Origin of the sequence: Delftia sp. 11MD (assembly GCF_050907895.1) — a bacterium.
GTDB classification, from domain to species: domain Bacteria; phylum Pseudomonadota; class Gammaproteobacteria; order Burkholderiales; family Burkholderiaceae_C; genus Comamonas; species Comamonas tsuruhatensis.
On record NZ_CP194333.1, the window covers coordinates 3,156,980 to 3,170,269 of the forward strand.

12 protein-coding genes are annotated in these 13,290 nt (G+C 68.1%); all 12 read right to left on the bottom strand.

Annotation, left to right across the window (positions count from 1 at the left end; all coding sequences use genetic code 11):
- Position 1: 1 nt before the first annotated feature.
- The 12 genes from ACRSCF_RS14355 to tssJ all read right to left on the bottom strand — a co-directional run bounded on the left by ACRSCF_RS14355 (position 2) and on the right by tssJ (position 13,277).
- A complete protein-coding gene (locus tag ACRSCF_RS14355) occupies positions 2 to 808 on the bottom strand; it encodes a type VI secretion system accessory protein TagJ (protein ID WP_151019486.1) in 807 nt (268 codons plus the stop codon).
- Between the two features lie 48 nt (positions 809 to 856).
- Positions 857 to 1,414, bottom strand: coding sequence for a hypothetical protein (locus ACRSCF_RS14360; protein WP_034347842.1), 558 nt, complete (start codon positions 1,412 to 1,414; stop codon positions 857 to 859).
- Positions 1,415 to 1,443: 29 nt separating this feature from the next.
- On the bottom strand, positions 1,444 to 1,815 hold the full coding sequence (locus ACRSCF_RS14365; RefSeq protein WP_013802359.1) for a hypothetical protein: 372 nt from the start codon (positions 1,813 to 1,815) through the stop codon (positions 1,444 to 1,446).
- A gap of 117 nt (positions 1,816 to 1,932) precedes the next feature.
- Positions 1,933 to 3,426 carry a type VI secretion system contractile sheath large subunit gene (tssC, locus tag ACRSCF_RS14370; RefSeq protein WP_012205676.1) on the bottom strand — a complete coding sequence of 498 codons (1,494 nt, stop codon included), beginning with the start codon at positions 3,424 to 3,426 and terminating at the stop codon, positions 1,933 to 1,935.
- 28 nt (positions 3,427 to 3,454) lie between these two features.
- Positions 3,455 to 3,997: a type VI secretion system contractile sheath small subunit gene (gene tssB, locus ACRSCF_RS14375; protein ID WP_012205675.1), complete on the bottom strand. Its 543-nt coding sequence runs from the start codon at positions 3,995 to 3,997 to the stop codon at positions 3,455 to 3,457.
- 123 nt (positions 3,998 to 4,120) lie between these two features.
- Positions 4,121 to 4,543, bottom strand: a complete 423-nt coding sequence (locus ACRSCF_RS14380; protein ID WP_016446989.1) for a hypothetical protein — start codon at positions 4,541 to 4,543, stop codon at positions 4,121 to 4,123.
- Positions 4,540 to 5,565 carry a type VI secretion system protein TssA gene (gene tssA / locus ACRSCF_RS14385; protein WP_017405326.1) on the bottom strand — a complete coding sequence of 342 codons (1,026 nt, stop codon included), beginning with the start codon at positions 5,563 to 5,565 and terminating at the stop codon, positions 4,540 to 4,542. The genes ACRSCF_RS14380 and tssA overlap by 4 nt, the downstream gene beginning before the upstream one ends.
- A gap of 59 nt (positions 5,566 to 5,624) precedes the next feature.
- The gene (tagF, locus tag ACRSCF_RS14390) at positions 5,625 to 6,329 is read right to left on the bottom strand and encodes a type VI secretion system-associated protein TagF (RefSeq protein WP_016453379.1); all 705 of its coding nucleotides are present in this window, start codon (positions 6,327 to 6,329) and stop codon (positions 5,625 to 5,627) included.
- Positions 6,311 to 9,967, bottom strand: coding sequence for a type VI secretion system membrane subunit TssM (gene tssM / locus ACRSCF_RS14395; protein ID WP_244451638.1), 3,657 nt, complete (start codon positions 9,965 to 9,967; stop codon positions 6,311 to 6,313). The genes tagF and tssM overlap by 19 nt, the downstream gene beginning before the upstream one ends.
- Positions 9,968 to 9,972: 5 nt before the next feature.
- Positions 9,973 to 11,304 (bottom strand): DotU family type VI secretion system protein, encoded by a 1,332-nt coding sequence (locus tag ACRSCF_RS14400; protein WP_016446985.1) that lies wholly within the window; start codon positions 11,302 to 11,304, stop codon positions 9,973 to 9,975.
- Between the two features lie 21 nt (positions 11,305 to 11,325).
- Positions 11,326 to 12,660: a type VI secretion system baseplate subunit TssK gene (gene tssK / locus ACRSCF_RS14405; protein WP_016446984.1), complete on the bottom strand. Its 1,335-nt coding sequence runs from the start codon at positions 12,658 to 12,660 to the stop codon at positions 11,326 to 11,328.
- A gap of 17 nt (positions 12,661 to 12,677) precedes the next feature.
- The gene (tssJ, locus tag ACRSCF_RS14410; protein ID WP_016446983.1) at positions 12,678 to 13,277 is read right to left on the bottom strand and encodes a type VI secretion system lipoprotein TssJ; all 600 of its coding nucleotides are present in this window, start codon (positions 13,275 to 13,277) and stop codon (positions 12,678 to 12,680) included.
- Positions 13,278 to 13,290: the final 13 nt, after the last annotated feature.

Below are 13,290 nucleotides of genomic sequence, written 5' to 3' on the forward strand. Positions count from 1 at the left end.
ATCAGCCGACGGTCTCCAGCGCCAGCTGGCGCACCTGCAGCATGGGAAAGTCCTCGGAGTCGGTGACCCAGGTGCGCTGGCCGTGGCCGGCCACGTGGCCCGAGGATTCGTCAGGCTCGGAGGAGCCTGAGTCCAGCGGGCTCCACTGCGTGCGGCGCGACATGCGGACGGCGTCGTCATCGCCGGGCGCCAGCGGATAGCGCGCGGGCATGAAGCCCTGCAGCGCGCCGCCCTCGCGCAGCGTGACCTCGCAGGGCAGCCAGATCAGGTCGCGCAGGTCCTGCACGGGCTCGAAGCCGATCTGTGCAATGGCGTCGAAGGGCAGCCAGTAGTAGCTGCCGTGGGCCAGCAGCTCGCAGACAGGGCCGAGGCGGGTATCGCTGTCGGCCAGCCATTCGAAGCGGTGCTCGCCCATGTGGCCGGCCGTGGCGGGCGCCTCGTCCAGGGCGCGGGCGCGCAGGTCCTGGGCAGCTGCTCCTTCATGGGCCAGGGCGTCGATCAGGCAGGCCAGCCATTGCGCGGGCTCGCCCATGAGAAAGGGCTTTTTCTTGCCGGCGAAGACCTCGGCGCGCAGCACCTCGCAGCGGATGGCCTCGCGGTAGGCGCGCGCCATGGGCTCGCACGAAGGGTCGAGCTGCGCGCACAGCTGCAACTGCTCCAGCGCCTTTTGCCATTCGCCCAGCACGCACAGCAGCTGGAAGTAGTAGACGCGCAGGGGCGCCGAGGCCGGGGCCTGGCGGATCTGGTCCTTCAGGGCCTTGAGTTGCTCGTCCAGGGAAAGCTGTGAGGTGAAGCTGGGCAGGGGCATGGTGAAAACGCAGGAAAAAGAGAGGGGCGGGGTGCGGCTGCGCCCCGGTCAGTCGTCGTAGGAGCGGCAGCCCCAGCGCACGGCGTCGGGCGCCTCGCCGGCCACATGGCCGATGACGATGCGCGGTGGCGTCTCGTCCAGGCCCTTTCTGAGCGGCATGGCGCGTGCGTACTGGGCGGGCAGCTCGCCAAAGCCTTCAAGATCCCAGCTGCTGCGCGCCTGCGGCCGGGCCTTGGTGCGCTGGACCAGCGCCTGCAGGCTGCCCGTGGCGCGCGCCGCGACAATGCTGCCACTGCCGCCGCGCACGGTGATGGAGGACACCTGCGTGCCATCGATCTCCAGCGGCGTGGCAAACAGGTAGAGCAGGTCCAGGCTTTCGCCGGGCGCGCGGTCCACCACGGTCACGCCCTGCGCGCGCAGGCGCTGGGCCAGCGCTTCGTCGCGGCCATCGGGAAACTCGATGCGGCAATGCAGGGCGTCGGTGAACAGGGTGGAGATGTCCGCTGCCGCTGCCGCCGTCGTTGTCGTGGCGGGGGCGGCCTGCACCGTGGCGCAGGCCGTGCCGGCCAGCAGCAGGGTGAAGAAGGTTTTGGAACAGGCGTTCATGGCGTGGCTCAATGGGCGCATCAGGCTCATCAGGGATGGCGGTAGATCTTGAAAGCGGGCTTGTGGGTGCGGTAGCCGGGGCCTGCCCAGAAGCCGTTCTGCTTGAAGTCCGAGATCCAGACGCTTCCGTCGAACATCTGCATGTGGCCGGCGGGCGAGGAGGTGAAGCCCTGCATCACCGCCACATCGCCTTTCTTGTAGCCACCTTCGGGCATGGCGTCGTAGCGTGTGAAGCCGGCGGCCACCAGGCTGGTGCCGTAGTCCTTGGCATCACGCGTGCGCTGCAGTGCGATGCCGCCAGCGCCGATCGCATCGCGCACATAGCGCGCGCAGTAGCCGGCAGAACTGGCGCGGGCATTGGTCTGCAGGGTGGCGACGGCGTTGTCTACATTCCAGGGCATGAAAAGCCTCTCTGAGTTGGGTCCTGGAGGGGAAAGCTTCTCCAGGCCTGTTTCTTGTTATGGGGCCTGGCCCTGGTGCGAGCGTGTCGGCACCAGGAGCCAGGTGGACGGACAGTCTTACTTCGCGCCCTGCTTCACGGAAGGCAGCTTGGACACCAGGCGCAGCGACACCGTCAGGCCTTCCAGCTGGTAGTGGGGGCGCAGGAAGAACTTGGAGGTGTAGTAGCCGGGGTTGCCCTCGACTTCCTGCACCTGCACCTCGGCGGCGGCCAGGGGCTTGCGGGCCTTGGTTTCCTGCGAGGAGTTGGCCGGGTCGCCGTCCACGTAGTTCATGATCCAGTCGTTGAGCCAGCGCTCCATGTCGGTGCGCTCGCGGAAGGAGCCGATCTTGTCGCGCACGATGCACTTGAGGTAGTGCGCGAAGCGGCAGCAGGCGAACATGTAGGGCAGGCGCGCCGACAGGTTGGCATTGGCCGTGGCGTCGGAGTCGTAGTACTCGGCGGGCTTGGCCAGCGACTGGGCGCCGATGAAGGCGGCCACGTCCGAGTTCTTGCGGTGCACCAGGGGCATGAAGCCGTTCTTGGCGAGCTCGGCCTCGCGGCGGTCGCTGATGGCGATTTCCGTGGGGCACTTCATGTCCACGCCACCATCGTCGGTGGGGAAGGTGTGGGCCGGCAGGTTGTCCACCGCGCCGCCCGATTCCACGCCGCGGATGGAGGTGCACCAGCCGTAGTACTTGAACGAGCGGTTGATGTTGACCGCCATGGCGTAGGCCGAGTTGGCCCAGCAGTACTTGCCGTGGTCGCCGCTGTCGGTTTCTTCCTCGAAATCGAATTCATCGACCGGGTTGGTGCGCGCGCCGTAGGGCAGGCGTGCCAGGAAGCGGGGCATGGCCAGACCGATGTACTTGGCGTCGTCGGACTCGCGCAGGCTGCGCCACGCGGCGTACTCGGTGTTGGTGAAGATCTTGGTCAGGTCGCGCGGGTTGGCCAGCTCCTGCCAGGATTCCATCTGCATGATGGCGGGCGCCGCGCCCGAGATGAAGGGGCAGTGGGCCGCGGCGGCCACCTTGGCCATTTCACCGAGCAGCTCCACGTCCGGCGGGCTGTGGTCGAAGTGGTAGTCGCCCACCAGGCAGCCGAAGGGCTCGCCGCCGAACTGGCCGTACTCCTCTTCGTACACCTTTTTGAAGACGGGGCTCTGGTCCCAGCCCACGCCCTTGAAGCGGCGCATGTTGCGGTGCAGCTCCTTCTTGGAGATGTTCATGACGCGGATCTTGAGCATCTCGTCCACCTCGGTGTTGGTCACCAGGTGGTGCAGGCCGCGCCAGGCGCCTTCGAGCTTCTGGTAGTCGTCGTGGTGGATGATGCGGTTGATCTGCTCGGACAGCTTGCGGTCGATCTCGGCAATGATGGCCTGCACCGTCTGGTAGGCATCGTTGGACAGCGTGATCGCCGAGCCCAGGGCCTGCTGGGCCAGCGTCTGCACGGCCGCTTCCACGGCTTCGCGGGCCTGGTCGGTCTTGGGCTTGAATTCCTTTTGCAGCAGGCTGCCGAATTCGCTGCCGGCCAGCGCCTGGGTCGATTGTTCGAGTTGGGTTGCGGTATTCATGACGTGCTTGCCTTCCTGATGTGCTGCCTCAAGCCTCGGATGCAGGGCCCGAGGCCTGCGGGGCAGTGATATTGGGCGCGGCGGCCAGCGACTTGAGCAGCGCAGGGTCCTTGAGCACCTTGCCGATCAGCTCCTCGGCGCCCTGCTTGCCGTCCATGTAGGACAGCAGGTTGTGCAGCTGGGTGCGTGCCTCCAGCAGCGAGTTGAGCGCGCCCACGCGCCGCGCGATGGCGGCGGGGGAGAAGTCCTCCATGCTCTCGAAGCTCAGGTCGATGTTGAGCTTGCCCTCGCCCGTCAGCGTGTTGTCCACCTGGAAGGCGACGCGGGGCTTGATGGACTTCATGCGCGCATCGAAGTTGTCGATGTCGATTTCCAGGAACTTGCGGTCGGCGATCTCGGGCAGCGGATCGACGGGCTTGCCCGACAGATCGGCCAGCACGCCCATCACGAAGGGGATCTGCACCTTCTTTTCCGAACCGTAGATCTCGACGTCGTACTCGATCTGCACGCGCGGCGCACGGTTGCGCGCGATGAATTTCTGACCACTCTTGCCGGTTTTGGTGAGCGACATGCGGGTGTTCCTTTCAAGAAAAAAATGGGTCGCAGAAGTAAAAAGCCTGGAGTCCCGCCTTGCGGCGGACCGAAGGGCTGAGGGCGCAAGAGGCCGTGTGGAAACAGGTGGACGGGGTGGGTGTCATGGGGCAGCCGGCTCCTTGAAAGCGAAGTCCGGGTCCAGCAGATCCGTGCATTCCTCGCAGTAGAGGTAGGCGATGGAGCGCTTGTTCTCCGTCGTCCCCCAGCCGGTGCCGCTGTCGATGGTCAGATTGACCTGGCGGCCGCCCTTGAAGCGCACGACGGCACGGGCACTGCAGCTACCGGTTTCATAGGCATGCGCGTAATTGAACTGGCTGCTGGACTTGGCGTGGCGCAGGAAGTAGCGCGCGCGCTTTTCGTCAATGCGCAGTGAATCGCAATGGATGCGGGGGTCTTCGCTTTTGGCGGTGCCGTCGCGGATCGTGATGCGCTCGATGGCGTTTGCATGCCGTGCACCGGCATCTGCGAAGGCTGGCGTCGAGAGACCCACGCCCAGGGCCATGAAACAGCATTTGGCCTTCATGTCTGCTGCTCCTGCAGGTGGGCGCCCGTGATCACTTCCACCTGGGCCAGGCTGTCGGGCGACAGTTCGCGCAGGATGTCCATGAAGCCCATGCGCATGAAGCGGGCGGCGCGGCGGATGAGCAGGGGGGCGGGGTTGGAGGGCTCGGTGCGCTCCACGAAGGCGGCGATTTCCAGCAACTGGGCAATCGCCTGTTCGCGGTTGCGTGCCGGGGTGTGGGGGGTGCCGGGCGCGGGCTGGGATGCCAGGCCGTCCCCGGTGCCGGCCTGTGCGGCCGGATCGGTTTCAGCGGCCGTGTCGGCGTCGCCTGTGGACTGGGGCAGCCATTGACCGAGGGCCAGCAGCAGCTGGCGCAGGCCGTCGAGCTCGGGCTGCTGGTGGCTGGGCAGGTGCTGTTCGCAGCAGGCGCGGATCCGGTCGAGTTCCTGCAGCGCGGGGGTGACGGCCAGCAGGGTTTCGTGGCCCTCGGCATGTGCGCGGGCCGAGGCCATGCGCAGCTCGTCGGCGGTCAGGTGCGGCAGGTCCTCGGGCACGTTGCCCCTGGCCATCAGTTCGGCGTCGCGCACGCTGATCTGGCCCAGGGCGCCGCGCAGGAAGTCGGCGTTGCGCAGGTCGCGCACAAAGCCCGTCACGTCCGACAGGGTGCCCAGGGCGTTCATGCGCATGAAGTAGTCGTCGCCGTCCTCGGGCAGGGGGTGGACATGCTCCCAGTGGCGCTCCAGCAGGGCGGCGCACAGCTGCAGGCCCTGCAGCGTGCCGGGCAGGCCGTGCAGGATGGTCCAGGCACGGCACAGCAGCACGGCCACGCGCAGGTCCTTGGTGCGCTGCATCAGGGCCGAGGCCTGGCGCTCCACGTCGCGCCAGTCCGGTGGCTCGGCGGGGATGACGGTGTCGCCGAACTGCTGTTCGACCTTGCCCTGCGCAGCGCTTTCCATGGACTGGAAGTCGTTGTCATAGGTGAGGTCCGGGCCGCAGGGGGGCTCGGCGGAGGTCTCGGTCAGCAGGTCCTGGATATTGGCCATGGGCGGGATTCGATGTGGCTTGGGGTTTGGTGTGCAGGGGCCGTGCGCTCTGTGCGGGTTCAGGCGCCCTTGAACAGCCGGGTGAACAGGCGGCGGTGCAGCACTTCGTGCTGGACCACTTCGTCAGGGGCGTGGCGCGGCGTGGCCGAGATCCACCAGACGGAGGTGGTGGAACCGGGGCGCATGCAGGCGCGCCAGTCCATGCGCGGCAGGCGCGCGGCGTTGCCTTGCGAGGCGCCCATGTCAAGGTCCGCCAGCAGGCTGTGGATGGAGGTGCTGTCCGGCGCGCTGCGCTCCTGCTGGAACGGCCATTGCAGGGTGGCCAGCCGCTCGTCGAGCTGCTGGGCCGACAGGGGCAGGCGTCGCGCGTCGATGAGCGCATCGCGTGCGCCGCTCAGAAAGCGTTCGATGTCCTGGTCCGACGCCGGTATGCCGGAGCTGCCGTCCACCGTGGCCATGATGGCCAGCGGAAAGAGCCTGCCGATGCGGTCGGAGCTGGGGCCGATCACGCCCACCATGGACTGGCCCAGGATGGAGGCAGGGCACAGGAAGAACCACAGCGGCGAGTGCACGAAGCGCGTGGACCAGCCATCGGCCGCATCGCTGCGCAACTGGTCCATGCCGTTGCGCAGCCATTCGTCCCAGCGCATGGTCAGTGCGTGGGGCATGCGCCGGCCGACGAAATCGCCCTGGCTGGGCAGCTTGCCCCACCAGGCGGCGCATGGCCGCTGGACAGTCATGGCGTTCACAGCCGGTCCGGACATTCGAATTCCTCCATGGCCTTGAGCCGGAATGGGTTGAGGACGCTGCTGGTGGTGACTTCCATGCGCAGCTTGCGCCCGTCGATGGTGAAGATGGCCGTGAAGCGCTCGGGCGAGTTGCCCGGCAGGATCTGGGCGCGGTCGAACAGGCGGTGCAGGGCCCAGGGGCCTTCGGTCACGATGCCGGTGTTCTGCGCGCCGGCCGCCGTGATCTGCAGCCGGGCCTGGCCGGTGCCGCGCGTGCCGGGCCAGGAGACGGCCTTGGGGATTTGCGGGCCGTGCTGGTAGCGCACGATCTCGCCGTCCACGTCCAGCACCATCTGGGAGATGGAGGCGTCCATGTCCAGCGGCTTGATCTCCAGCCGGATGCCGGGCGTGTTGCCGCCTGCGCGGAAGAACACGTCGCGGATGGAGGCCGCGCGCTGGAAGGCGGCCAGCGAGGCAGAGCCCCCCACCGGCGTGCCGTCCACACCCTGCTTGAAGGTCCAGGGCACGGTGGAGATGTCCACCATGGTCTGCAGCTGGGTGCGGAAGAACTCGTCCATGGTGCCGCCGGTGGCGAACAGGCGGGCGAAGTCGTCCGTGGTCACGTCGCGCGTGGCGCTGCGCGTGAAGGGGTAGCGGCCCAGGATGGCTCGGCGGCAGAAGTCGCCGATGGTGGCGTTGAGGTTGCCGCCCAGCGTGTTGCGCACGCTGCTTCCCACGAAGGACGAGGTGGAGGTGGCCAGGGCCTCGTACATGCTGTTGAGCGGAGGCGGCACGCGCTTGGCCTCCGAGCGCACCTTCTCCAGCGTGCCGCTCAGCGAGGGAGGCACGCCGCCGCCCTGGATCACCTGCTGGCGCGCCGAGGCGATGACGGCCGCCGCCTCGTTGAGCACCTGCAGGCTGGCGGTGATGGGCGCCGGGCCCGAGCCGTTGCTGGTGGCAAGGCGCCGGTATTCGCGGAAGCGGAAGTCCACGATGTCGGCCTCCAGCGTGCCGGTGGCCAGCATGCCGCCCACGTTCAGCGGCTTGCCGGTCAGGCGGCTGAGCTGTTGCTGTTCCTCGCGGATGCGCTGCAGTTTCTCGCCCAGCCAGCTGCTGGTGCTGCCCGAGCTGCCGCCTTCCTGCTGGTCCGGGCGGCGGGCCAGCGTGGTCTCGCGGGCCACGGCGCGGATGAACTGCTCCAGGCTGGAGTTGGCGGACGAGTACAGGCGGGCCTGCTCGCCGGCCTGCTCCAGCGAGGCCGTGCGTATGGGGCGGATGTCGGCCAGGAAGGTTTCCCACAGGCGCGCGTACTCCATCAGGTACAGGCGCTTGACCTCGTTGGCCAGCTGGCCCGTGAGCACTTCCTGGGCCACGCTGCGCCGGCCTTCGGCCTGGCCCAGCACCCAGGTTTCCTCCTTGGCCAGCAAGGTGGTGACCTTGGGCAGCTCGTGCAGGAAGAGGCCGTGGTAGCCGTCATAGGTGAACAGGCCGCTGATGCCCTGGGTGAGCGGCTTGCCGCTGGCACGCGCAAAGACCTGGGGCGCCTCGGGTCCGCTGGCACGCACCACGCTGAAGTCGGGCGGCAGCTTGTCGCCGGTGTTCAGCAGCTGCTTGAGGCGGCTGTAGGCACGCTGGGCGGGCGACATCTGGGCCAGGCGCTGGCGCACTTCGGCGACCAGGTTGGCGTCGATGGGCTGGGCGGAGACCACCACGCGGCCGTCGATGAGGCGGTCCAGGTGCTCGGACAGCTGGTCCACCAGGCCGGCCTGCACCAGATGCTGGGGCAGGGTGTTTTCCCAATCGCTGCGCAGCCAGGCCTTGACGAAGGTGGCGTCGAAGTGGTCGGGCTCGTAGAGCATGAGATAGGCCTTGAGCGTTTCGTAGCTGGCCTCGGGGCTGCCGGTGCTGACCTGGCGCAGCGAGCGCGCGACATGGCTGCTCAGGCGCGGCAGCCAGGCGTCTTCCAGCAGGCGCAGGTAGGTGGCGTGGGCGGCCGTCTGCACCTTGGGCACCTGCAGCAGGCCCCAGCGCCAGCCCAGCGGGGCCGATTCCTCGAAGCGGCTGCTCTGCGCCACGCGCGCCGCGTGGTTGAGCATGGGCACCAGGGCGACCACGTTGTCGGGATCGGTGGCCTTGGATTCCTCCACGGCCTGGCGCAGCGTGCCGGCGTTGTCGGCCACTTCGTTCAGGTAGCGCTGGTTGTTCTCGTAGCTCAGCGTCCAGGCCAGGGCCGCGCCGCCCAGGGCCAGCAGCAGGGCGCACAGGCCGGCGGCCTGCATCAGGCGCAGCTGGCGCTCTTTCTTGGCGTTGCGCCCGGTCAGGCCGGACTCGTTGAACATCACGTCCTTGAACAGCGACTCCAGGAAGTAGCTGCGGCCCTGCTGGGGCACGGCATCGGCCGGCAGGCGGCCGCGCAGCGCAAAGCGGCGCGACAGGGCCGACATCACGCGGTCGAAGGGCATGCCCTCCTGCGTTCCGCTGGTGAAGTAGACGCCGCGCAGCAGCGGCTTTTCCTTGAAGCGCGAGGCGGAGAACGCCGCATCCAGCGTGTCGCGCACCACGTCCTTGAGGCCGGCAAACTGCTGGGGCAGGGCGTAGAGCAGGCTGCGGCGCGCAAGATCGGGCTCGGTCATCAGCCGCTGGGGCAACAGGCGGTTGATCTGGGCGACCAGGGCGTCGAATTCCTCCATGTACAGGGCGCTGGCGGCCTGCGGGTCGCTGGCGGGCGAGCGCTGGGTCTTTTCGTCATAGGGGTAGGTGAAGCCCCAGACCTGGGCGCGCTCCTCGCGGCTCATGGCGCCGAAGAACTCGTTGAAGCCCGCCAGCAGGTCGCTCTTGGTGACCAGCACGTAGACGGGAAAGCGGATGGTCAGCTCCTCGCACAGCTCGCTCAGGCGCAGGCCGATCAGCTGGGCCAGCTGGGCACGCTCGGTATCGCTGCTGCTGAGCAGCTCCTGCACGCTGAGCGTGACGATGACGCCGTTGACCGGCTGGCGTCCGCGAAAGCGCCTGAGCAGTTGCATGAAGCCCTTCCAGGCAGCCTTGTCCTGCTCCGCATCGCTTTCCTGGGTGGTGTAGCGGCCGGCCGTGTCCAGCAGCACGGCTTGGTCGGTGAACCACCAGTCGCAGTTGCGCGTGCCGCCCATGCCGGGGATGGCGCGCTTGCCGAACTGGGCCGCCAGCGGGAAGTCCAGCCCCGAGTTGATCAGGGCCGTGGTCTTGCCCGAACCCGGCGAGCCGATGATCAGGTACCAGGGCAGCTGGTAGATGTAGCGCTTGTTCCAGCGCCCGAACAGGCCGCCTTCGGTCTGGCCGAAGCGGGTCTTGCTCAGCGTGTCCAGGGCTTCCTTGAAGCGGGACTCCAGCTCTGCCACTTCCTCGGAGCCGGCAGCGGGCGTGCCGTCCGCCTCGCGCGGCGAGGTCAGGCGGGACAGGCCGGTCATGAGGTGCTCGTTCATGCGCTGTGCGCGCCACCATTTCAGCAGCAGGCGCAGGAACCAGAGGATGAACAGGCCGGCGATCAACCACCAGCGCACGGTGGGGCTGCCCAGTGGCTGGTAGGGCTGGATGAAGACGAGGGGGCCGACGAACCAGATGAGCAGGCTCAGGGCCACCAGGCCCAGAAGCTCCAGCATGTAGCGGTTGAACAGCCATGAGGCGATGCGACGGATCATGGGGGTCAGTTCCTGGTCTCGGGTGCGGCAGGCAGGGCCTGCAGTTGCTGGTCACGCTGCTGGGGCGCGACCAGCAGGACGATTTCCACCCGCCGGTTCAGCGCCCGGCCTTCGGCCGTGTTGTTGGGGGCGACGGGGTCGCTGTCGGCACGGCCCTCGGCATGCAGGCGCTGGCGGTCGCGCAGCGAGCCGCCCAGCATCTGGGACACGGCCTGGGCGCGCTCCTGCGACAGGTTCCAGTTGGACGGGAAGCGCGCCGTGCGGATGGGCAGGTTGTCGGTGTAGCCATTGACGATGACCTTGCCCGGCACTTCGTCCAGCGCCGCGGCCACGCGGTGGATGACCTGCACGTAGCGGGGCTTGACGACGGTGGCAGCCGGGTCGAACAGGCCGTCGCCGCGCAGGATGACGGTGCTGCGGTCGGCTTCGTCGCGCACGCTGACCAGGCCTTCGCGGATTTCGGGCTCCAGGAACTGCCGCAGCCGCGGCTTGATGGTGGCCACGGTGGCAGCCGCCGAGGTGCGCGGGAACCGGATCTCGTTGATGGCGGCGAACAGATCATCCGAGCTGTTGGACAGCCGGTAGCTGAACCACAGGTAGATGAAGAACGCCAGCAGCAGCGTGATGGCTGCCGCCACCCACAGCGGCACCATGGCCCAGGGCGGCGAGGCCAGGCGCTGCACGCCGCGCCAGTGCACGGACAGCAGGCTGCTGCGGTCGCCGCGCGTCGATTCGATGAGCTGCAGCAGGCGCGCCTTGAGCGTCTCCAGCTGGGCGCGGCCGTTGTCGATCACGCGGTAGCGGCCTTCGAAGCCCAGCATCACGCAGTAGTACAGCAGCTCGATGAGGTCGATGTGCTGGTGCGGCGTCTGCACCAGCCGGGCCAGCAGCTGGAAGAACTTCTCGCCGCCCCAGGTTTCGTTATGCAGGGCCACGAGCAGGCTGTAGTGAGGCCAGATACCTGCGCTTCCCCAGGGCGTCTGGGCGGCGGTTTCGTCGAGCACGGTGCAGATGCAGTAGCGCGCGCCGATGATGGTTTCCATGGGCACGCCGCTGGCGCCGGCACGCTGCTCGAACTCGCGTATGTGTTCGAGCAGCAGCTGCTGCAGCGCGCGCGGGTCTTCGTTGGTGACCATGGCGCGGATCTGGGGGATGAGGTTCAGCAGCTGGTTGGCGGCGGCCACCAGCGGGTTGCCGCCGCTGACCACGTCGGGCAGGTTGGAGCGCAGCGGCTCCTGGCCGGCAGGCGCGGGCGAGGCGCTGGCTGCGCCTTCGGCACGGCCCGCGTCGCCGTCTCTCCCCCAGGGCATTTGGTGGCTGATGTTGGAACTGTTCATGTCGGAAGATGCGTCGCGCCGTCAGCGGCGGATGGCCCAGAACTCCAGCTGCAGGTCGGGGAATTCACCGGAGACGTGCATGGCAAGGCCGCCGGAGCTTTGCAGCTGGTTCCACAGGTCGTGCGTGGTGTCCACCTCGAAATAGTTGTAGCCCGCGTGGTAGGGGATCTCGCGCGGGGCGATGGGCAGCGGCCGCAGCGTGACGCCGGGCAGGTGCAGGTTCACCAGGTCGCGTATGCGCTCCACCGGGCCCAGCTTGGTCTGGGTGGGGAAGTGGGTGCGCAGGAATTCCGGCGTGGTCTGGGCATGGGCGGCCAGCACGAAGTCGCAGGTGGTCAGCAGCTCGGTGGACGGGATCAGCGCCACGCGCACGCCGTACTGGCGGTCGTGCAGCGGGATCTGGATGGCGTTTTGCTCCAGCACCGAGGACAGGCTGCGCCGCAGCTCCAGCATCAGCGGCGGAAAGCTGCGCCGCAGGTCGTCGTGGTCATAGACGGGCAGCACCTCGGGGCGGCGGCGCTCGTGGTCGAAGGTGGTCAGCTCGGCGGCCAGGCGCAGCAGTTCCTCGAACAGGCGCTCGGGATGGATGCTGCCGGTGCGCACCCAGTGCTGGGCGGCGCCCGTCCAGTGGTTGATGAGTTGCAGCAGCAGGAAGTCGCCGACCTCGCCGATGCCGCCGCGCTCGGGCTGGATCATGCGCTGGGCCAGAACCTCGCCGCGCTGGCGCAGCAGGCCGTGGATTTCCTTGCAGAAGGTATTGAGCACCGAGCTGGGCCCGTTGTTGACCACGGTGGGAATGAAGCCGGGCTCCAGCAGCACGCCTCCGCTGGCCTGGCGCTCGACCACATGGGCCACGGGCAGGCTGACCCAGCCTTCGGTCAGCTCGTGGGCGGGGCGCAGGCTCAGGCGCAGCCGGCCCAGCTGCACCTCGGCGGGCTGGGCGCCCACGTCGTTGCTGTCCGCCACTTCGGTCACGTCACTGAGATAGCGCGCGGGGCTTTGCGTGCCTTCGCCAAAGGTGACCTCGCTGCCCGACAGGCGGCGCAGCGGCAGGGCCAGGTGCACCACCACGTCCTTGAGGTCCTTGCCGATGTCCAGCGGGGTGGGCGCCTCGTCGTCGCCCGGCAGCTGGAACGGCGTGCCGTCGGGCAGCACGCCGTGTGCCGAGCGTATGCCCAGCTTGCCCATGCGCAGCAGATCGGTGTCCAGCTCCAGTTCCGAGAAGCCCCAGAAAAAGGGCTGTCCCGGCAGGCTGCGCGACTGCAGTTGCCGGAACAGGAAGCGCTCCTGCTGCTGGAAGTGCTGGGGCCGAAGGAACATGCCTTCGGCCCAGATGACTTTGCGTTGCCAGACCATGGTGGATAGATGTGCGTTTATTGGGATGCGGGTTGGATGCGCACGGTGACCTCCTCGCGGGTCAGGTGCACCTGGTAGCGCACGGGCTGCAGCTTTTCGGTGGAGCCCATGCCCCACCACCGCCTGCGCAGCTCCACGGAGTTGGGCGCGGCGGCCGAGGCGCGCCAGGTGCTGCGCTCCAGATCGCGGTAGGCGGCGAACAGGCCGAAGGCGCGCACATCGGGGTTGCCCTTGCGCTCAATCACCTGGCGTTGGCCGGGCGCGATCAGGAATTCCTCGCGCCGCACGAAGTCGCTGCCCAGCTGGCCGTCGTCCTTGTCCTGCAGGTCGAAGAAGCCGGCGCGGTCGAAGGCGGCGGAGGCGCGCAGCTCGTAGATGCGCAGCAGCACGGGCTTGGGGATGCCTTCGCGGTCGGGGTTGATGTCCATGTCGGCCACCACCTCGAACACGGCGGCGGGCACGGCCGTGGGCGCCACTTCAGGCGCGCGGCTCAGGGGATTGAGGGAGCCGCAGCCGGCCAGGCCGGTCGCCATTGCCGTGCCCAGGCCCAAGGCGCCCAGCGTTTGCAGCGCCTGCCGGCGCGCTTGCGGTACATGCGGTGCATGCGATTTCCACATGGCTTCTCCTGTC

Excerpts from the sequence above, each read along its gene's own strand:
- ACRSCF_RS14365 (WP_013802359.1), bottom strand. The coding sequence starts at position 1,815 with ATGCCCTGGAATGTAGACAACGCCGTCGCCACCCTGCAGACCAATGCC.
- tssC (WP_012205676.1), bottom strand. The coding sequence starts at position 3,426 with ATGAATACCGCAACCCAACTCGAACAATCGACCCAGGCGCTGGCCGGC.
- tssB (WP_012205675.1), bottom strand. The coding sequence starts at position 3,997 with ATGTCGCTCACCAAAACCGGCAAGAGTGGTCAGAAATTCATCGCGCGC.
- tssA (WP_017405326.1), bottom strand. The coding sequence starts at position 5,565 with ATGGCCAATATCCAGGACCTGCTGACCGAGACCTCCGCCGAGCCCCCC.
- ACRSCF_RS14360 (WP_034347842.1), bottom strand. The coding sequence starts at position 1,414 with ATGAACGCCTGTTCCAAAACCTTCTTCACCCTGCTGCTGGCCGGCACG.
- tssK (WP_016446984.1), bottom strand. The coding sequence starts at position 12,660 with ATGGTCTGGCAACGCAAAGTCATCTGGGCCGAAGGCATGTTCCTTCGG.
- ACRSCF_RS14355 (WP_151019486.1), bottom strand. The coding sequence starts at position 808 with ATGCCCCTGCCCAGCTTCACCTCACAGCTTTCCCTGGACGAGCAACTC.
- ACRSCF_RS14400 (WP_016446985.1), bottom strand. The coding sequence starts at position 11,304 with ATGAACAGTTCCAACATCAGCCACCAAATGCCCTGGGGGAGAGACGGC.
- tssM (WP_244451638.1), bottom strand. The coding sequence starts at position 9,967 with ATGATCCGTCGCATCGCCTCATGGCTGTTCAACCGCTACATGCTGGAG.
- ACRSCF_RS14380 (WP_016446989.1), bottom strand. The coding sequence starts at position 4,543 with ATGAAGGCCAAATGCTGTTTCATGGCCCTGGGCGTGGGTCTCTCGACG.
- tssJ (WP_016446983.1), bottom strand. The coding sequence starts at position 13,277 with ATGTGGAAATCGCATGCACCGCATGTACCGCAAGCGCGCCGGCAGGCG.
- tagF (WP_016453379.1), bottom strand. The coding sequence starts at position 6,329 with ATGTCCGGACCGGCTGTGAACGCCATGACTGTCCAGCGGCCATGCGCC.